The sequence below is a fragment of the Mycobacterium sp. HM-7 genome (genome assembly GCF_053852335.1).
Window position 1 is genome coordinate 610,807 of record NZ_CM132657.1, and the last position, 17,837, is coordinate 628,643.

General features: G+C 66.9%; 20 protein-coding genes. 8 read left to right on the plus strand and 12 right to left on the minus strand.

What is annotated here, in order from left to right; translation table 11 throughout:
- Positions 1-18 precede the first annotated feature (18 nt).
- The gene (locus ACWW1C_RS02830; RefSeq protein WP_455984118.1) at positions 19-807 is read left to right on the plus strand and encodes an aminotransferase class IV; all 789 of its coding nucleotides are present in this window, start codon (positions 19-21) and stop codon (positions 805-807) included.
- Positions 808-1,076: 269 nt separating this feature from the next.
- Here the strand turns inward: ACWW1C_RS02830 and ACWW1C_RS02835 are convergent, their stop codons facing one another.
- The 7 genes from ACWW1C_RS02835 to lmeA form a co-directional block, all read right to left on the minus strand.
- Positions 1,077-1,736, minus strand: a complete 660-nt coding sequence (locus tag ACWW1C_RS02835; RefSeq protein WP_455984119.1) for an FABP family protein — start codon at positions 1,734-1,736, stop codon at positions 1,077-1,079.
- A 291-nt stretch (positions 1,737-2,027) separates the two neighbouring features.
- Positions 2,028-2,330, minus strand: coding sequence for a DUF1416 domain-containing protein (locus tag ACWW1C_RS02840; protein ID WP_138228477.1), 303 nt, complete (start codon positions 2,328-2,330; stop codon positions 2,028-2,030).
- A gap of 1 nt (position 2,331) precedes the next feature.
- The gene (locus ACWW1C_RS02845; RefSeq protein ID WP_455982029.1) at positions 2,332-3,168 is read right to left on the minus strand and encodes a sulfurtransferase; all 837 of its coding nucleotides are present in this window, start codon (positions 3,166-3,168) and stop codon (positions 2,332-2,334) included.
- Between the two features lie 38 nt (positions 3,169-3,206).
- Positions 3,207-3,677 carry a DUF4395 domain-containing protein gene (locus ACWW1C_RS02850; RefSeq protein ID WP_455982030.1) on the minus strand — a complete coding sequence of 157 codons (471 nt, stop codon included), beginning with the start codon at positions 3,675-3,677 and terminating at the stop codon, positions 3,207-3,209.
- Positions 3,678-3,759: 82 nt separating this feature from the next.
- On the minus strand, positions 3,760-3,852 hold the full coding sequence (locus tag ACWW1C_RS02855; RefSeq protein WP_350224456.1) for an Ms5788A family Cys-rich leader peptide: 93 nt from the start codon (positions 3,850-3,852) through the stop codon (positions 3,760-3,762).
- A 29-nt stretch (positions 3,853-3,881) separates the two neighbouring features.
- A complete protein-coding gene (locus ACWW1C_RS02860) occupies positions 3,882-4,307 on the minus strand; it encodes a thioredoxin family protein (RefSeq protein ID WP_455982031.1) in 426 nt (141 codons plus the stop codon).
- On the minus strand, positions 4,304-5,101 hold the full coding sequence (gene lmeA / locus ACWW1C_RS02865; protein WP_455982032.1) for a mannan chain length control protein LmeA: 798 nt from the start codon (positions 5,099-5,101) through the stop codon (positions 4,304-4,306). The genes ACWW1C_RS02860 and lmeA overlap by 4 nt, the downstream gene beginning before the upstream one ends.
- A gap of 209 nt (positions 5,102-5,310) precedes the next feature.
- Here lmeA and ACWW1C_RS02870 point away from each other — a divergent pair, with 209 nt between their 5' ends.
- The 6 genes from ACWW1C_RS02870 (at position 5,311) to pstB (ending at position 11,055) form a co-directional block, all read left to right on the plus strand.
- On the plus strand, positions 5,311-6,090 hold the full coding sequence (locus tag ACWW1C_RS02870) for a winged helix-turn-helix transcriptional regulator (RefSeq protein WP_455982033.1): 780 nt from the start codon (positions 5,311-5,313) through the stop codon (positions 6,088-6,090).
- Complete coding sequence (mshD, locus tag ACWW1C_RS02875; protein ID WP_455982034.1) at positions 6,087-6,977, plus strand: mycothiol synthase; 891 nt, start codon at positions 6,087-6,089, stop codon at positions 6,975-6,977. Before ACWW1C_RS02870 ends, mshD begins: the two co-directional genes overlap by 4 nt.
- Positions 6,978-7,126: 149 nt before the next feature.
- Positions 7,127-8,236, plus strand: coding sequence for a phosphate ABC transporter substrate-binding protein PstS (gene pstS, locus ACWW1C_RS02880; protein ID WP_455982035.1), 1,110 nt, complete (start codon positions 7,127-7,129; stop codon positions 8,234-8,236).
- Positions 8,237-8,308: 72 nt separating this feature from the next.
- Positions 8,309-9,340 (plus strand): phosphate ABC transporter permease subunit PstC, encoded by a 1,032-nt coding sequence (gene pstC, locus ACWW1C_RS02885; protein WP_455982036.1) that lies wholly within the window; start codon positions 8,309-8,311, stop codon positions 9,338-9,340.
- Positions 9,341-9,348: 8 nt separating this feature from the next.
- Entirely contained in the window at positions 9,349-10,263 is a 915-nt protein-coding gene (gene pstA / locus ACWW1C_RS02890; protein WP_455984120.1) for a phosphate ABC transporter permease PstA, read from the plus strand.
- A gap of 15 nt (positions 10,264-10,278) precedes the next feature.
- The gene (gene pstB / locus ACWW1C_RS02895; protein ID WP_455982037.1) at positions 10,279-11,055 is read left to right on the plus strand and encodes a phosphate ABC transporter ATP-binding protein PstB; all 777 of its coding nucleotides are present in this window, start codon (positions 10,279-10,281) and stop codon (positions 11,053-11,055) included.
- A 98-nt stretch (positions 11,056-11,153) separates the two neighbouring features.
- Here the strand turns inward: pstB and ACWW1C_RS02900 are convergent, their stop codons facing one another.
- Positions 11,154-12,026: a type IV toxin-antitoxin system AbiEi family antitoxin domain-containing protein gene (locus ACWW1C_RS02900; RefSeq protein WP_455982038.1), complete on the minus strand. Its 873-nt coding sequence runs from the start codon at positions 12,024-12,026 to the stop codon at positions 11,154-11,156.
- 129 nt (positions 12,027-12,155) lie between these two features.
- Positions 12,156-13,130: a quinone oxidoreductase family protein gene (locus ACWW1C_RS02905; RefSeq protein ID WP_455982039.1), complete on the minus strand. Its 975-nt coding sequence runs from the start codon at positions 13,128-13,130 to the stop codon at positions 12,156-12,158.
- Between the two features lie 73 nt (positions 13,131-13,203).
- On the opposite strand from ACWW1C_RS02905, the gene ACWW1C_RS02910 reads away from it, so the two are divergent.
- Positions 13,204-13,740 carry a MarR family winged helix-turn-helix transcriptional regulator gene (locus ACWW1C_RS02910; RefSeq protein WP_455982040.1) on the plus strand — a complete coding sequence of 179 codons (537 nt, stop codon included), beginning with the start codon at positions 13,204-13,206 and terminating at the stop codon, positions 13,738-13,740.
- 87 nt (positions 13,741-13,827) lie between these two features.
- Here the strand turns inward: ACWW1C_RS02910 and phoU are convergent, their stop codons facing one another.
- From phoU to dusB, 3 genes are all read right to left on the minus strand, one after another.
- Positions 13,828-14,496, minus strand: a complete 669-nt coding sequence (gene phoU / locus ACWW1C_RS02915; protein WP_455982041.1) for a phosphate signaling complex protein PhoU — start codon at positions 14,494-14,496, stop codon at positions 13,828-13,830.
- Between the two features lie 78 nt (positions 14,497-14,574).
- Complete coding sequence (locus ACWW1C_RS02920; RefSeq protein WP_455982042.1) at positions 14,575-16,677, minus strand: LCP family protein; 2,103 nt, start codon at positions 16,675-16,677, stop codon at positions 14,575-14,577.
- Between the two features lie 2 nt (positions 16,678-16,679).
- Positions 16,680-17,765 (minus strand): tRNA dihydrouridine synthase DusB, encoded by a 1,086-nt coding sequence (gene dusB, locus ACWW1C_RS02925; protein ID WP_455982043.1) that lies wholly within the window; start codon positions 17,763-17,765, stop codon positions 16,680-16,682.
- Positions 17,766-17,837 lie beyond the last annotated feature (72 nt).

Here is a 17,837-nt window from a genome sequence, read left to right on the forward strand (position 1 = left end):
CCGACCGACCCGCCGCCGATCGTCGTCGCGGTCGAGGGCTGCCGGGCCACGATTCGCGCCGACGATCCGGTGTTCTCCCGCGGCGACGGAGTCTTCGAGACGGCGCTGGTACGTGACGGCGTCGTCCTCCTGCTCGACGAGCACCTGACGCGGTTGACGGGTTCGGCGGCGCTGGCGGGCCTGCCCGGTCCGGATTCCGGCCGGTGGCCGGCGGCGGTGGCAGCCGCGGTCGCCCAGTGGCCCGGCGGTGAGGGCGTGTTGCGGCTGGTGCTCGGCCGCGGCGTCGACGATGTGGTGGCCTTCGTGATGATTTCCGCGGTGCCGGCTCGTGCCGCCGTGGCCCGCCGCGACGGCGTGGCCGCGGTGACGCTGGTGCGGCCCCACTGGCCGCTGGCCGCCGCGAAGTCGCTGTCCTATGCGGCGAACGTGGCCGCGCTACGGCACGCCGAACGGGCGGGTGCCGGCGACGCCGTCTTCGTCGACGCGACGGGCGCGGTGCTCGAAGGTCCGCGGTCGGCCGTCGTTCTGGCGGTTCGCGGTTCGGCCGGTGAACCGATTCTGGTGACGCCCGATGCGTCGTCCATCCTGCCGTCGACCACGCAGCGAGCCCTGTTCGCGGCCGCCGCGGCGCAGGGTGTCGAGTGCGTGTACCGGCGCGTGCTGGTCACGGATTTGCTTGCCGCGCAAGGGGTTTGGCTGCTGTCGGCGATCACGCTGGCGGCGCGAGTGCGCATGCTCGACGGGCACGAGTTGGCGGGCTCACCCTTCGACACGCTGATCGCCGAGTTGATCGACGGGCAGTTCTGAGCCCGAGAAAAACCGGTTGTCGAGGCTCGGACCTGGGAGTACGGTCGCACGTACACAGGGAAGGAGGTGGTCCGACAAATTGATTGATTCTTTGAGGACATGTGAGGTGGCTGCCCGCTAGTAGCGCCGGGTAATTCGTCCGAGCGCACTCGCGAATTCCCGCAGCCACCCGGCCCCCGAGCCTCCCGGTCTTGTCCAACCAGGAACCTTGGCTCGGGGGTCGCCTCATGTCCGGGGCGGGTCAGCAGACCGGCGCGGCGGCGGGAGTGTCAGCCGACGAAACGCGACAGGCGCGCGGAGAGGTGCGGGGTCAGGCCGCCGTCGGCGTCCACGCGCTCCTCGACATAGGCCAGGTCGCCGTTCTCGATGATTCCGTAGAGCCGCTTCGCGCCCCCGACCAGAACGCCGGACTTGCTGCGGGCCAGGGCGTCGGTCGCCAGTTCCCAACTGGCCTGGTTCAGTGGGGCGCCGTAGAACAGTTCGACGTAGCCGGCTGAATGCGCCAGCAGCAGCTCGATGGCCTGCGACTCGTCCTGTCCGTGCGGATCGTCCGGGTCGTTCACGAACCGCCAGTAGCCCGTCTCGCGCAGCCCCGGACCGGCATATTCGCCGTTCTCGTCGAGCCGCCAGGAGCGGGCATCCCAATTGAGGTAGTCGTCGCCGTTGTGCGACACGATGATCTGCTGACCGAACCGGTAGTCACCGGCGGCATCGCGACCTTCGCCCTCACCGCGCCAGACGCCGACGAGCGGCAGCAGGGCCAGCAGGGCGTCGTTGAAGTTCGCGCCTTCGCGCAGGTTGGCGGTGTCCGCGGGTAGCGGCAGGTCGTCGAACCCGGGGACGTTGCGCGCGGCCGTGGCCTTGGCGCGATCGGCCGCCGCGGCGATCGCACGGTCGCCCGAACTGGCCAGTGCGCCGAGCTCGCCCAAGCCGTCCGAGGCCGAATCGCCGCTCGCGTCCGCGGGGTCCTGGTCGGACGTCACGACTCGTCGGTGATCAGGCGGTACAGCGCGTAGAGCGCAAACCAGGTGATGGCCAGCGAGGCCGCGACCAGCAGGATCTCGAAGAAAAGCACCACGGACAGACAGATTACTCGGGCTGTCGGTGTGACGTGCGCCGCACCGGCCCCTCACATGCGACGAGCGGCCGCATTTGTACGTCCGGACACGGAGTGTCGGGGTACGAACACGGCCGCTCGCGGCAGTGAGAACTAACTCAGGTCACGCGACCTTGACGTCGACCTCGTGGATGCCGGCACCGGTCGGCGCCACCACGGCGTCGCCGTTGCCGACCTTGGACAGCGCACGCAGCGTCCAGGTGCCGGGGGCGGCGAAGAACCGGAAGTCACCGGTGGCCGATGCGACGACCTCGGCGGTGAATTCGTCGGTGTTGTCCAGCAGGCGCACGAACGCGCCACCGACCGGCTGGCCCGAGCCGTCGACGACGCGGCCGGTGATGACGGTTTCCTTCTCCAGATCAACGCTGGCCGGCAGCGTCAGGCCTTGCTTGGGTGCAGAGCACATATCAGTTTCCCAACTCGATCGGGGCACCCACCAGGGAGCCGTATTCGGTCCAACTGCCGTCGTAGTTCTTTACATTCCGGTGGCCCAGCAATTCCTGCAGCACGAACCAGGTGTGCGACGAACGCTCACCGATGCGGCAGTACGCGATGGTCTCCTTCTCGCCGTCGAGGCCGGCGTCGGCGTAGATCTTCGCCAGCTCCTCGTCGGACTTGAAGGTGCCGTCGTCGTTGGCGGCGCGGCTCCACGGCACGTTGATGGCGCTCGGCACGTGGCCGGGGCGCTGGCTCTGCTCCTGCGGCAGGTGCGCGGGCGCCAGAATCTTGCCGGAGAACTCGTCCGGTGAACGCACGTCGACCAGGTTCTTGGTGTTGATCGCGGCGATCACCTCGTCGCGGAACGCGCGGATGCTGTTGTCGATCGGCTGGGCCTCGTACGAGGTCGCCGGGCGGACGGTGGCGTCCTTGACCAGTGGGCGGTCGTCGAGCTCCCAGCGCTTGCGGCCACCGTCGAGCAGCTTGACGTCGCCGTGCCCGTACAGCTTGAAGTACCAGTAGGCGTAGGCCGCGAACCAGTTGTTGTTGCCGCCGTACAGGACGACGGTGTCGTCGTTGCTGATGCCCTTGTCGGACAACAGCTTCGAGAACTGCTGCTGGTCGACGAAGTCACGCTTGACCGAGTCCTGCAGATCATCGCGCCAGTCCAGCTTGACGGCGCCGGGGATGTGCCCCTCGTCGTCGTAGGCGCTGGTGTTCTCGTCGACCTCGACGAACACCACGCCGGCGGTGTCGAGGTTGTTCTCGGCCCATTCGGTCGAGACCAGGACGTCGGAACGTGCCATGTACGAATTCCTTTCGGTTGCTTTTGAGCTCTAGCGGGTCAGGTGGTGGCGGGGATACCCGGGCGGCGCAGTCGCGACACCAGGGGGTAGATCTGGCAGCCCAGGCAGATGCCGAAGGCGGCGTTCAGGAAGGCGGCGATCAGCGCGAAAGCGGTGGCGCCGAGCCCCAGGCCCGTGATGCCCGTCGCAAAGCCGACGGTCCCGACGATGGCAAACAGCAGCCCGACGAGTTGGGCGAACTTCAGCGGCGCGACCGGTTCCTTCTCGGTCACCGGCGCCAGCCGCGGCGCGATGAAGCGGGCGAAGATGCGGCCGTACGGGTGCTTGCGCGGTCCGCCGATCGCGCCGATTGCGAACACCACGGCCTGCACACCGAGAGTCACCGCCGCGGCGATCGGGCTCGCGGCCGAGACCAGCAACGCAGCAATCAGCACGCCGGTGGTGACCCAGGCTGCGAAGCGGGGTCCACGCACGTCGACCTGCGAGTTTTCGATGGAATTGTCTGACATGGGAAAGCTCCTGTTGTTTGTAAACGTGGACTGTCCACAGAAAGGCTGCTCGGAGCGCAACACGAAACGACGGCGCGGCTACTCAGCAGCTACAACAACAACAGCAACAACCCGCAACGCGGCACAGATCTACTGCGCGACGCTTGGTGAGCAGGAGCTCGCGGGGGGCTAACACGGCAGACAGCTTACCCAACAACGGGGTGCTCAGGCCAACAGCGGTAACAGGGCCTCGTGCAGATCAGCGGATTTCGGGACGCCCGCAGTGCGGTACCGCTGCTGCCCGGAGGCATCGAAAATGAACGTCGTCGGCAGCGAGAGCACCGACAGTCGTCGGGCCGCAACGGGATTGGCGTCCAGGTCGAGCTCGACATGCTCGACCCCGAGATCGTCGCACACCTGGTCGACGACGCGGCGGACGGCCGCACAGGGTCCGCACCACGTTGCGCTGAAATGCACGACGGTGGGTCCGGTGGTGGACAGGCCGAGATCGGCGTTGTCGTTTTCGGCGGACGGTTCGGCCGGCGTCACGTCCTTCATCAGGCCCGCGCGCAGGGTCAGCAGTCGGCCGACGATGTACGCGATCCCGAGGGCGGCGACCAGGACCGTCAGCACCACAACTGTGGAGTTCATGACTGTCTGAACCCGTCCAGGGGCACGGTTACTCCCGTGGCGATGCCTTCGACGATGACGTCGGAGCCGCGGGCGCCCTCGCTCGTCGGAGTCAGCCCGAACGGCAGCTTCATCCCCGGCATCGTCGTGGAGAAGGCCCGTAGCACCGCGGCCTTCTTGTCCTCGGCCACATGCTGTTCGGCGGTACCCGGGCCGGTGAGCACGTCGGTCGCGGTGAACACCAGGTTCGTGTGGTCGGCGCCGGTGACGGACAAGTCCACCGAGACGCTGACGCGCTTGTTCAGGCCGGCGGCGGTCGGGGTGCCGGTGAACACAAGGCCGTGGCTCTCGGAGATGCCGGACTCTGTGGTGCCGCCCGTGGCGTCGTTGGAATCGTTCGTCGGGGCTTCCACCAGCAGGTCTTTGATGCCCATGAACCGGCCCACGTGGGTCGAGTCGACGATGATGCGGCTTTCCAGCCTCGTCGAGGCCAACTTGGCGTCCGGCCCGATCAACCAGGACTTGGGTATCGCCACCATGTCGTACAACGTGGCCTCGATCGACGCCTTACCCACGACGGGGTGCGCGACACCGGGGGCCTTCACCTCCACCTGCTGGTAGCGGCCGCGCGCAGCCTGGGTTCCGAACGGGAAACCAAGGATCGACACCCACGGATCGAAGTGCAGGTGGGCGGCGGTGCGGACGCTGCGGGCCATCCGGTATTCGGCGAAGATCGCGAAGCCGAAATCGGTGCCGACGACCACGAGGATCAGCACGACCGCCGGGATCAGCAGCCGGGTCAGCACCTTACGCATCCGGACATTCTGGCTTACGCCCAGCCACCCAGCGCCGCGACCGGCCGTTCAACACCGCTAAATCGCAGGTGGCAAGCTATCGTTAGATGATCGTTGGCCGGTAACGGTCACGTGTCAGCCATGATTCTCCGGGGTTGAATCGGATTGAACCGCGACAGCGTCGTCGCCGGGGAGCGTCCGGTACGGCCCCGGACGCACTGGAGGACCCGTTGGATCTTCTGCTACTGACCGTCGACCCGCACCCGGAGTCGGTACTCCCGGCGCTGGCGCTGCTCCCGCACAGCGTGCGGCCGGCACCCACCGAGGTGTCGTCGTTGCTGGAAGCCGGCAACGCCGATGTGGCGATCGTCGATGCGCGCACCGATCTCGCGGCCGCCCGCGGACTCTGTCGTCTGCTGGGTAGCACCGGCGCGTCCGTCCCCGTCGTGGCCGTGGTCAACGAAGGCGGTCTGGTCGCCGTCAACATCGAATGGGGCATCGACGAAATCCTGCTGCCCGGCACCGGCCCGGCCGAGATCGACGCCCGGCTGCGACTGCTGGTAGGACGCCGCAACGGCGTCGCCGACCAGCAGAGCGCCGGCAAGATCACCCTCGGCGAGCTCGTCATCGACGAGGGCACCTACACCGCCCGGCTGCGTGGCAAGCCCCTGGATCTGACCTATAAGGAATTCGAGCTGCTGAAGTACCTGGCTCAGCACGCCGGCCGGGTGTTCACCCGCGCTCAGCTGCTCCAGGAGGTGTGGGGCTACGACTTCTTCGGCGGCACTCGCACCGTCGACGTGCATGTTCGGCGCCTGCGCGCCAAACTCGGCCCGGACTACGAGTCGCTGATCGGTACCGTCCGCAACGTCGGTTACAAAGCCGTCCGGCCCGCGCGCGGCCGCACCAACGGGGCCGCCGAGGCCGTCGACGACATCGACGAGGACGACGACGCCGGCGATTCCGGCGACGTCGACAACGGCACCCGCCAGACCCAGCCCGCCCAGTGACGGAACTGAGCTGGCATACCGCGCTGAGTCCTGACGATCAGGCCGCCATCCGCGCACTCGTCGTCGCGGCGACCGCCGCGGACGGCGTGGCCCCGGTTGGCGACCAGGTGCTGCGGGAGCTGCCGTTGAACCGCACGCGGCATCTGCTGGCCCACGACTCCGGCACGCTGGTCGGCTATCTGAACCTCGCGCCGGACATGGCCGAGACCGTCGTCGCCGTCGAGGCGCGCCGCCGCGGGATCGGCAGCGACCTGATCCGCACCGGCCTGGCGGCCGGTGGCCCGAGCACCCGAATCTGGGCGCACGGCAACCTCGATGCCGCCTGTGCCACCGCCGCGGCACTCGGCCTGACCGCGGTGCGCGAGCTCTGGCAGATGCGCCGTTCGTTGTCCCCACTACCTGCGCTGACCGATGTCCCGGGCGTGCGGCTGACCACGTATCCGGGGCCCGAGGTCGACGCCGAACTGCTCCGCGTCAACAACGCGGCGTTCCACTGGCACCCCGAACAGGGCGGCTGGACGCAGGCCGAGGTGGACGAGCGCCGGGGTGAGTCGTGGTTCGACCCGGCCGGGTTGTTCCTGGCCTATGACGCCGCCGACACCGCTGGGGAGCGGTTGCTCGGCTTCCACTGGACGAAGATTCACCCGGGCTCGGGCCTGGGCGAGGTGTACGTCGTCGGGGTGGGCCCGGACGCGCAGGGTCGTGGCCTCGGTGCGTTGCTGACGCTGGCCGGCCTGCACTACCTGGCCGACCGGCTCGGTCCCGACGGGACCGTACTGCTGTATGTCGAGGCAGACAACACCGCGGCGGTGAAGACATACCGACGTCTCGGGTTCGAGCTGTACAGCGCCGACGTCGCGTACGCGGGACCTCCGACCGTTAGCTGAAACAGCGGGTTGGCTGAAAAGTCGCTGATCGTGTTCACCCGGTGTTCATTCGGCATCAGGAATGCGTCCACCACAGCCGCATACGTTGCGCGGGAGTCGGAAGCCGACCCTTGAAAGCCGACCATCGGCCGACACCGAAAGTAGGACCCGTGAAGTTCACCAGCATCGGTAAAGCATTCGTCGTCACCGCAGCGGCCGCATCGCTTGCCGTCGGCATGACCGCGTGTGGCAACGACAACAAGTCCGGTACCGCGTCGTCGACGTCCGGTTCGTCCGCCGAGTGCGGCGGCAAGAACGCGCTGACCGCCGAGGGCTCGACTGCCCAGCAGAACGCGATCGCCGAATTCAACAAGGCTTGGGGCCAGGCTTGCTCGGGCAAGAACCTGTCCTACAACGGCACCGGCTCGGGCGCCGGCCGCCAGCAGTTCATCGCCAAGCAGGTCGACTTCGCCGGTTCCGATTCGGCGCTGGCCAAGGAGCAGATCGAGAAGGCTGCCGAGCGCTGCGGTGGCAACCCGGCGTGGAACCTGCCGCTGGTCTTCGGCCCCGTCGCCATGGCCTACCACCTCGAGGGCGTGAGCAAGCTCGTCGTCAACGCCGACGTGCTGGCGAAGATCTTCCAGGGCGAGATCAAGAAGTGGAACGACCCGGCCATCGCCGCGCTGAACGCCGGCACCACCCTGCCGGACACCGACATCAAGCCGGTCTACCGCTCGGACTCGTCGGGCACCACCGACAACTTCCAGAAGTACCTGGCCGCTGCCGCTCCGGAGAGCTGGAAGAAGGGCGCCGGCAGCGAGTTCCAGGGCGGCGCCGGTGAAGGCGCGCAGAAGTCGGCCGGTGTCGTGCAGGCCGTCCAGGCCACCCCGGGTGCCATCGGTTACGTCGAGAAGAGCCCGGCCGCGGCCGCCGGCCTGCCGTTCGCGCAGATCGACACCGGTTCGGGCGCAGTCGAACTGACCGACGACAACGCCAAGAAGGCCATCGCCTCGGCCAAGTTCGCCAAGGAGGGCAACGACCTGGCCCTCGACCTGAAGTCGCTGTACTCGACCAAGGAAGCCGGCGCATACCCGCTGGTGCTGGCCACCTACGAGATCGTCTGCTCGAAGGGCTACGACGCCGACACCTCCGCGGCAGTGAAGTCGTTCCTCAAGGTGGCCGCCAACCAGGGCCAGGCCAACCTGTCGAAGGCGGGCTACATCCCGCTGCCCGACGCTTTCAAGGCGCGTCTGCTGCAGTCGGTTGACGCAATCGCTTAAGCAGCGCTGGCGCTCCGGTTCCATCCCGGTGAGGATGGAACCGGAGCCCACGACCGTTAGGTTCCTGACAGGATGACAGTGACAACACCGAATCCAGCCGACGCGGGGTCGGGGGAGGCGCTCGCCGCACCCTTTCCTGAGCCGACGCCGGTGTCTCTCGACCCGCTGAAGGGCTCGAAAGTCCGCATGGGCGACCGGGTCTTCCGCCTGCTCGCTGAAGGCTCCGGCGTACTGATCGTCGCGCTCATCGCGGCCATCGGTGTGTTCCTGCTGTGGCGCGCCATCCCGGCGCTGGCCCGCAACAAGGAGAACTTCTTCACCTTCGGCGGCAACTGGGTCACCACCGACACCTCGGCGATGCACTTCGGCATCCTCGATCTGCTGCAGGTCACCGTCTTCGTGTCGGTGTTCGCGCTGCTGATCGCGATGCCGGTCGCGTTGGGTATCGCGATCTTCCAGACCCAGTACGCGCCGCGCCGGCTGGCCGGTCCGCTGGCCTATGTCGTGGACCTGCTGGCCGCCGTGCCGTCGATCGTCTACGGCGTGTGGGGCCTGTACGTCCTGGCTCCCGTGCTCAAGCCGTTTGCGTTGTGGCTCAACGAGAATCTGGACTGGCTGTTCCTGTTCAAGACCGGTAACGCCTCGGTCGCCGGCGGTGGCACGGTCTTCACGGCGGGCATCGTGCTCGCGGTGATGATCCTGCCGATCATCACCGCGGTGAGCCGTGAGGTCTTCGTGCAGACACCCCGCGGCCAGATCGAGGCCGCGCTGGCGCTGGGCGCCACCCGCTGGGAAGTCGTGCGCACCACGGTCCTGCCGTTCGGTCTGTCGGGATACATCAGTGGTGCGATGCTCGGCCTCGGCCGCGCTCTCGGTGAGACCATCGCGCTCTTGATCATCCTGCGCGGCACCCAGACCCAGTTCAGTTGGACGCTGTTCGACGGCGGCTACACCTTCGCGAGCAAGATCGCCGCGACCGCAAGCGAATTCAACGATCAGTACAAGGCGGGCGCCTACATCGCGGCCGGCCTGGTGCTGTTCATCCTCACCTTTGTGGTGAACTCCGCGGCACGCGCCGTCGTGGCCGGAAGGGGCGCCAAATGAACGCCAAGATGGCGGCGATGCTGGAACGGCCGGTCAAGCACCAATCGTTCGAGGGCGTCGGTCTGCGCCGCAAGGCGACCAACTGGGTGGCCACGGTGCTGGTCAGCCTGTCGGTCCTGGTGGCGCTGATCCCGCTCGTGTGGGTGCTGTATTCCGTTGTCACCAAGGGTTATCAGGCGCTGACATCGGCGGAGTGGTTCACCAACTCGCAGTCCGGCATGACGGCGTTCGAGACGGGCGGTGGTGCGTACCACGCCATCGTCGGTACCGTCCTACAAGCGCTGGTGTGTGCCGTCATCTCGATCCCGATCGGGGTGATGGTGGCGGTGTACCTCGTGGAGTACGGCGGCGGCACCCGGTTGGGCAAGATCACCACCTTCATGGTCGACATCCTCACCGGTGTCCCGTCGATCGTCGCCGCACTGTTCATCTACGCGCTGTGGGTGGCCACCTTGGGATTCCAGCGGACCGGCTTCGCGGTGTCGCTGTCGTTGGTGTTGCTGATGATCCCGGTCATCGTGCGGTCCACTGAAGAGATGCTGCGTATTGTCCCGATGGACCTGCGGGAGGCCAGCTACGCACTCGGCATTCCCAAGTGGAAAACCATTGTGCGCATTGTCATCCCGACTGCGCTGTCGGGCATCGTGACGGGCGTCATGCTGTCGCTGGCCCGCGTCATGGGGGAGACGGCCCCGCTGCTCGTCCTGGTGGGCTACGCACAAGCCATGAACTTCGACATGTTCGGCGGCTTCATGGGCTCGCTGCCCGGCATGATGTACGACCAGATCGGTGCCGGCGCCGGTGCCAACGTGATCCCCACGGACCGCATGTGGGGCGCCGCGCTAACCCTGGTGTTGCTGATCGCCCTGCTGAACATCGCGGCGCGCGTGGGCGCCAAAATCTTTGCCCCGAAAAAAGTTTGAGCAGGAGTAGCGGTAATGGCCAAGCGACTTGATCTCAAGGATCTCAACATCTACTACGGCGCGTTCCACGCCGTGCAGAGCGTCAGTCTGTCGGTGGAGCCGCGCAGCGTGACGGCGTTCATCGGCCCCTCGGGTTGCGGCAAGTCGACGGTGCTGCGCACCCTCAACCGCATGCACGAGGTGATTCCGGGCGCCCGCGCCACCGGCTCGGTGCTACTCGACGGTGACGACATCTACGCCCCCGGCGTGGACCCGGTCGGCGTGCGCAAGACCATCGGCATGGTGTTCCAGCGGCCGAACCCGTTCCCCACCATGTCCATTCGTGACAACGTGGTGGCGGGACTGAAGCTGCAGGGTGTGCGCAACAAGAAGACGCTCGACGAGGTGGCCGAGCGGTCGCTCAAGGGCGCCAACCTGTGGAACGAGGTCAAGGACCGCCTCGAGAAGCCCGGTGGTGGCCTCTCCGGTGGTCAGCAGCAGCGCCTGTGCATCGCCCGCGCCATCGCGGTACAGCCCGATGTTCTCCTGATGGACGAGCCGTGCTCGGCACTGGACCCGATCTCGACGCTGGCCATCGAGGATCTGATCGCAGAACTGAAGCAGGACTTCACCATTGTGATCGTCACGCACAACATGCAGCAGGCTGCGCGCGTGAGCGATCAGACTGCGTTCTTCAACCTCGAGGCCACCGGCAAGCCGGGCCAGTTGATCGAGATCGACGACACCGAGAAGATCTTCTCCAACCCGACCAAGAAGGCCACCGAGGACTACATCTCCGGCCGCTTCGGGTAGGGCGCCTCCTTCCGGCGTCACCATTCTTCCCCGAACAGACGTAAAACTGTCATTTCCGCGTGAAATACGACAGTTTTGCGTCTGTTCGCGAGTGTCCTTCAGGCCGCGCGGTCGAAGTGGCGCTTGATCCGTGCGCACAGCTCAACCGGATATTGCCGGATATCGTCGACCACTGCCGGAACGCTGGTCCAATTCATCTCCTGCAGGCGCGCTGTCTTTATCCGATCATGCTTGACTGCAACTGGATTCGAGTGCCACTCCATGCTGTCGTATTCGGCGGCCACGCGGAACTCGGGCCATGCAAAATCGAGTCGCCAGAGTTGACCGTGAAGGTCACGGATTTCGTACTGCAACTCGGGGGCAGGCAGTTCCCAGTCGATGAAGACCAGCCGCATCTCAGATTCCATCGGCGACTCGGCTCTCGGATCTGCTAGAGGCAACATTTCCCGGACTGCGACCACGCCTCGGCGACCGCGTTGTTCGTCAAGGGCTGCCTGCAGTTCCGGCCGGGTACAGGTCCCGCTACGGAGTGCGGCATCGAGTGTGGCCAGTACCCGAGGGCGTTTCAGTGTCCGAGCGACTTCAACGGCGGTCCATGCGGGTGCAGTGGCGAGCCTGCCATCAATCCTCTTGAGCGGGGCGCCAATTCGCTGGTGAACGCTGAGGTCGAGCGAAGTCCGGATGCGCATGCCCGGGTCGAGAATGTGGGTCCGGTCGTCCTGTTCTGTGTCAAAGCCGTACATTGCGGCAGCGGTGCCCATGCATGCGACGATGGGGACGTCAGATAGCAGGTCCAGGGCTCGGAGGCGGCTAGTTGTGTCTGGAGGTCGCGCGGAATAGACGCCGTGGCACACCCGGAAGACTTTGCCTGCGCGGACCCTGCGGGCGAGCGCTCGATCGGTCATCGTGGCGAGTAGCTGCTGGGCGGTCGCCAGTCCGTCATGGGTGGCGAAGACCTCATCGAGCGTCATGTCTCGATGGTCGCGGACCGGTCGGGTGACCGCCAGCATCCTGCTTCCAGCCCTGTGGATAACTCCGCGAGCAGACGCAAACCTGTCGATTCTGGGTGCAAAACGACAGTTTTACGTCTGCTCGCGGGTTTATGGCGTGACGACCACGCGGGTGCCGGAGGGTTCCTTTGCCGCCCAGACGTTTTCGATGTCGGCGAGCGGGCGGGCGACGGTGGTCAGTTGCAGTTCGCCAGTCTCGAGCATCGCGAACAGCCGCGGCAGACCTTCCGTGCGGGCGCGCTGCACGGCCTCGGGTGGGACGCTGCCGATCCCCACGCCCTGGAGCGCGATCCCGGTGCTGCGCAACGTTGCAGCGTCGATGTCGATGCTCGCCCCGGTCATCGACCCGACCTGGATGAAGCGCGTGGCGTGGAAATGGGCCGACGGATGCGCGGCGGCCAGGGCGGCGAGGGTCTGCTGCGCCGGTGTGCCCCAGAGGTAGTCGATGACGGCGTCGAACGGTCGTGCAGAGTGCTGTGCCACAACGCTTTCGGTGAGATCGTCGGTTCCAAGCGCGATGACGTCGTCGGCTCCGACGGTGCGTAGCCATTCCAGTCGCTCGGGGTTGCGGCCGGCCACCACGACGCGTCCCGCCCCGAAGACGAACTTCGCCAATTGCACTGCCAGTGATCCGGTGACGCCGGTGGCGCCGAGGACCAGCACGTGGTCGCCGGGTTTGGTTTGGGCGGCGTAGTCCAAGCTCATCCACGCCGACATGCCGGGATTGGGCACCGCGGCAGCAGTGACGGAGTCAACGTGTTCTGGGACCGGGACGGCGTCACCCGGATTGACGAGAGTGCGTTCGGCCATCAGCCCGTACGGGGCCAGTGATCCGGTGTACACCCGCGAGCCGTCGTCGAGGCGGGCGACGCCGTCCACGCCGGCGATGGCAGGGAGCTGAATCTCCTTGCTGCTGTAGTGCTTTCCCATGATGACCATGCGACTGAGGTTGGTCAGCGCCGATGCCTCCACGGCGGCGACGACGGCGCCGCCGCGCGATGTGGGTTCGGGGAAATCCAGGTACCGGGGCTGCTGGCCCCATTCGTGCACGACCGCTGCCTTCATGTTGCTCCTCGGCTAGATATAGTTTCTTCGGAAACTATATGCCGCCGGCTCGTCGAATGGCAAGATGGTTTCCATGAAAACCAAGTCTGTGCTGATCACTGAGATCAGTGCACTGGTGGGTGCGGTGGGGGACAAGTTCGACACCGACGAGAGTGATGCCGAACGTGACTACCTTGCCGAACACTGTCCAGCGCGGCTGGAACGCACAGTGCGTGAATTGCCCACGCTGAGCCTGCACCTGTTGGCGGTGCTCGCCGACGGGCCGATCAGCGTGGTCGGCCTGGCTGCCCGCGCCGACCAACTCAAGGGGACCGTGTCGAAACATGTCCAAAGACTGGTCGACGCCGGCCTCGTCATCCGTGGACCGGTGCCGGGCAACCGCAAAGAGCTGCAGCTGACCCCCACCGCGGACGGGAAGATCCTCATCGAGGTGCACCAGCGCATGCACGACGAGATGGATGCCGGCCGGCACGACTTCCTGGCGCGCTATACCGCCACGGAACTATCGGTGCTGGCGAAGATGCTGCAGGACCTGCTGGCAGCCGATCGGGACGGCGTGCGCCTGATACCTGCTGAGCTGAGGTCACCTTCCGCTCGCGAAAAGACGTAAAACTGTCGATTTTCGCGCGGAAACGACAGTTTTACGTTCCCCCGCAAGCGGGAGGTGCCCCCAGCTCGCGAGTGAAACCGAGCGGTCCTAGCGGATGGTCGGCAGGCCGTCGTCGTCGGAGAAGCGGCCGGTGACCTGGAAGATCACCCGGCGGGCGACCTCGACGGCGTGGTCGGCGAAGCGCTCGTAGAAGCGGCTCAGCAGCGTCACGTCGACGGCCGCAGTCACGCCGTGCTTCCATTCGCGGTCCATCATCACGCTGAACAGATGGCGGTGCAGGTCATCCATCGCGTCGTCTTCTTCTTGGATACGGGCGGCGCGCTCGGGGTCCTGGGTGAGCAGCACCTCCTGCGCGGTGTTGCCCAATTCGACTGCCAGGCGGCCCATCTCGGCGAAGTAGCCGTTGACCTCCTCGGGCAGCGCGTGCTGCGGGTGGCGGCGGCGGGCGATCTTGGCGACGTGCAGCGCCAGCGCGCCCATCCGGTCGACGTCGGCGACGATCTGGATGGAGCCGACGACCGACCGCAGGTCACCGGCGACCGGCGACTGCAGAGCCAGCAGGACGAAGGCCTGTTCTTCGGCCTGCGTGCTCAGGACGGCGATGTGCTCGTGGTCGGAGATGACCTGCTCGGCCAGTACCAGATCGGCCTGTAGCAGGGCCTGGGTCGCGCGCTCCATGGCAACACCCGCCAGTCCGCACATCTCGCCCAGGCGGTTGGTCAGGCTCTCAAGCTGCTCGTGGTACGCGGTACGCATGCGCTCCAGACTACTTTCTGGCCATTGGACATGCCGTGATCTGGCAATGAACGGCCGGTGAATGGGACAGGTCAGGTGCTATTTGCAGGTGGTGTCGGCAGCGTTGGTGATGCTGAGGTCTTCCGGCAGCTTGGTGGGCTCGCCGGACAGGCTGCCGTGGGTCACCCGCATCTGGGCCGCCGAGCCGCTGGACGCGGGGCTGCCCACCGACGTGAAATCGGTGCCGAGGACCACCCGCACCACGTCTCCGAGACCGGAAACCTGCTCGACATGGGCGCCCGGCAGCGTCGACGCCACCGTCGCGGCGGCCTGTTCCTGCCCGGCCGAGAAGAACACCGTCGTCGACGTCACCTGGCCCTGGTAGTCGTCCGGGGAGTTGACGGTGAAGCCGTGTTGCTCGAGTTCTTTGGTGGCGGTCGCCGCCAGGCCGTCCTGGCCGGTCGAGTTGGACACCCGGACCGTCACCTGGCTCGGGTCGGTCGTCGTGGTGTTGACCTGGTCGCCGTCCGAGGTGGCCGGGGTCGTGCTGGGCGCGGCCGGGGTGGGCGGAACCGGGGTGTTGTCGGAGTTGCGCTCCTCGGGCAGCGGGTCGTCGTTGATGATCGCGTCGAACAGCGCGCGCATGTCGTCGACCCGCGGCGGCTCGTTGCCTTCGGAGTCGGTGACTCCGGTCGGCACCGTGACGAAGGTGACGCGGCCCGCGCTGACGCCCTGGATCGACTGGCCCAGCTGCACCAGGTCCTTGGTGGTGACGTTGTCGACCGAGGAGTCGTCGATGAACAGGTTGACGACGTTGTTGAGCTTGCCGATGTTGAAGAAGGTGTCCTTGGAGATCATCGACCGCAGCAGTGACGACAGGAACATCTGCTGGCGCTTGATCCGGCCGTAGTCGCCGTTGACCTCGGTGGTGACCTGGCGGGCGCGGACGTACTGCAGCGCGGTGTGGCCGTCGATGATCTGACGGCCGGAGTGGTCGAGCACGGTGCCCAGCTCGTAGTCCTCGAGGGGCGTGGAGCTGCACACCTCGACGCCGCCGACCGCGTCGACGAGCTTGGAGAAGCCTGCGAAATCGACTGCCATGAACCGGTTTATCGACAGGCCGGAGAGCTTCTGGAGCACCTTGACCAGGCACTTGGGGCCACCGAACGAGTACGCCGAATTCAGCTTGGTCTCGGTGTAAACCTGGTCGGGCCCATAGCTTTTGGTGTCTTCGTCGTAGATGGGCCCGTACATGCCGGTCTTCGGATCCCAGGCTTCGCACTGCGTCTGCTTGATTGCCAGGTCGCGCGGGAACGAGACGGCCACAACACGTTTGCGGTTCGCGGGAATGTTCACCAGCATGATGGTGTCCGAGCGCGCGCCACCGGCCTCTTCAGTGGTTCCGGCGCCCATGTCCGCGTTCTGGCCGTAGCGGCTGTCCACGCCGACGATCAGGAAGTTCTCGTCACCGAACTGCGCGTTGGGGTCGAGGATGTCGCGCGAGTTGAGGTCCAGCGCCGAGACGCGGTTCATGTTGTTGTTCTTGATGTTCTGCCACTGCCAGGCGGCGCCGGTCATCGACAGCGCGATGACGGCGGCCAGTGCCATGAGGATGCGCCCGGCCACCGCGAACCGGTGGCGGGTGTGGTGATCGACCGCTGGTGGCGCATCGGCATGCGTCGGCCGTTCCGGGTGATCGATGTAGTTCCGCACATCGGTGCGAACCACGGCACGCGGCCGTTCGGGCAGCTCGACCGCGTCGGCCTGCGCGACCAGCGGGGCGTCGAAAACCTCTGTGACAGGGTCGGTTTCGGTCCGACGACGGGTCGCGCGCGCCGGTTCCACGGCGGCCGGAGGCGCCGGGCTCACGGGCTCGGGCTTCGGTTCGGGCCGCCGGGGTGGGGCCGGCTTCGGTGTGGGCCGTTGCGGCTCCGGGGTTTTGGGTGGTGACGGAGCCTCGATGGCCTGCGCGGGCGGGACCTTGCCACCCGAGAGCCGGGCGATGAGTTCGGCGACCGTGACGCCGCCGCCGCCGTGGCTGCCGGTGGCGTCGTCGTCCGCGGTCTCGTCGTCCGGTTGGCTCTGCTGGCGACCGCTTCGTTCCCATGGCGCCCGGACCGAGCCCGAGGCCCGCGCCGTACGCGTTACCCAGGGGCTGTCGCCGTCACCCTCACCGGGGGTGGTCCGGTCGCGGTCGCTCACGCTTACCCGCCGGAGTTGACCAGGTCGGCGCCGAACGGCACCGTGCAGTCGTCGGGGTCGTCCAACCAGCCTTCGGGCAGCACCACGGAACCCGGCGACCCCTGCCGGCCTCGCGGGCCCTCTGCGCAGTCCGGGAACGGCACATCGGAATCCAGTTGGGTAAGCAGCTCATCCAGTTCGGCCAGGGTTTTCACCAGGGCCAGCGCGCGCCGCAGATCGGCGCCGGCGGGCAGCCCGTGCAGGTACCAGGCGACGTGCTTGCGGATGTCGCGCATGCCCTTGTCCTCGCCGAAATGGTCGGCGAGCAGCTGACCGTGCCGGCGGATGATGTCCGCGATCTCGCCGAGCGTCGGCGGGGTGGGGCGAGGCTGGTCGTTGAAGGCCGCCGAAAGTTCGGCGAACAGCCAGGGCCGGCCCAGGCAGCCACGGCCGATGACGACGCCGTCGCAACCGGTCTCGGCCATCATGCGCAGCGCGTCGTCGGCGTCGAAGATGTCGCCGTTACCGAGCACCGGGATGCCGGTGACGTGCGCTTTCAACGCGGCGATCTGGTCCCAGTCGGCGGTGCCGGAGTAACGCTGAGCGGCGGTGCGCGCATGCAGCGCGACGGCTGCCGCACCTTCCTCGGCGGCGATCCGGCCGGCATCGAGATGGGTGTGGTGGGCGTCGTCGATCCCGACCCGGAACTTCACGGTGACGGGGATGTCGGTGCCTTCGGTCGCGCGCACGGCGGCTGCCACGATCTGGCCGAACAGCTTGCGTTTGTAGGGCAGGGCCGAACCGCCGCCGCGGCGCGTGACCTTGGGCACCGGGCAGCCGAAGTTCATGTCGATGTGGTCGGCCATGTTCTCGTCGACGATCATCTTGGCCGCAGCGTACGTGGTGGCCGGGTCGACGGTATAGAGCTGCAGCGAGCGGGGCGATTCCTCGGGCGCGAAAGTCGTCATGTGCATCGTGGCGGCGTTGCGCTCGACGAGGGCCCGCGCGGTGACCATCTCGCAGACGTACAGGCCACTCACGGTGCCCACGCGGGCCAGCTCCTGCTCGCGGCAGAGAGTCCGGAACGCGACGTTCGTCACACCCGCCATGGGAGCGAGCACGACCGGGGAGCGCAACGAGATCGGCCCGATCTGGAGAGATCGGGCCGTCTGCGTGGCGTC

Bases quoted from the DNA above. Each gene is read 5' to 3' on its own strand.
- phoU (WP_455982041.1), bottom strand. From the start codon at position 14,496: ATGCGTACCGCGTACCACGAGCAGCTTGAGAGCCTGACCAACCGCCTG.
- pstC (WP_455982036.1), top strand. From the start codon at position 8,309: ATGACAGTGACAACACCGAATCCAGCCGACGCGGGGTCGGGGGAGGCG.
- pstA (WP_455984120.1), top strand. From the start codon at position 9,349: ATGGCGGCGATGCTGGAACGGCCGGTCAAGCACCAATCGTTCGAGGGC.
- pstB (WP_455982037.1), top strand. From the start codon at position 10,279: ATGGCCAAGCGACTTGATCTCAAGGATCTCAACATCTACTACGGCGCG.
- ACWW1C_RS02840 (WP_138228477.1), bottom strand. From the start codon at position 2,330: ATGTGCTCTGCACCCAAGCAAGGCCTGACGCTGCCGGCCAGCGTTGAT.
- dusB (WP_455982043.1), bottom strand. From the start codon at position 17,765: ATGGCGGGTGTGACGAACGTCGCGTTCCGGACTCTCTGCCGCGAGCAG.
- lmeA (WP_455982032.1), bottom strand. From the start codon at position 5,101: ATGCGTAAGGTGCTGACCCGGCTGCTGATCCCGGCGGTCGTGCTGATC.
- ACWW1C_RS02850 (WP_455982030.1), bottom strand. From the start codon at position 3,677: ATGTCAGACAATTCCATCGAAAACTCGCAGGTCGACGTGCGTGGACCC.
- ACWW1C_RS02910 (WP_455982040.1), top strand. From the start codon at position 13,204: ATGAAAACCAAGTCTGTGCTGATCACTGAGATCAGTGCACTGGTGGGT.
- ACWW1C_RS02900 (WP_455982038.1), bottom strand. From the start codon at position 12,026: ATGACGCTCGATGAGGTCTTCGCCACCCATGACGGACTGGCGACCGCC.
- ACWW1C_RS02905 (WP_455982039.1), bottom strand. From the start codon at position 13,130: ATGAAGGCAGCGGTCGTGCACGAATGGGGCCAGCAGCCCCGGTACCTG.
- ACWW1C_RS02860 (WP_455982031.1), bottom strand. From the start codon at position 4,307: ATGAACTCCACAGTTGTGGTGCTGACGGTCCTGGTCGCCGCCCTCGGG.
- ACWW1C_RS02845 (WP_455982029.1), bottom strand. From the start codon at position 3,168: ATGGCACGTTCCGACGTCCTGGTCTCGACCGAATGGGCCGAGAACAAC.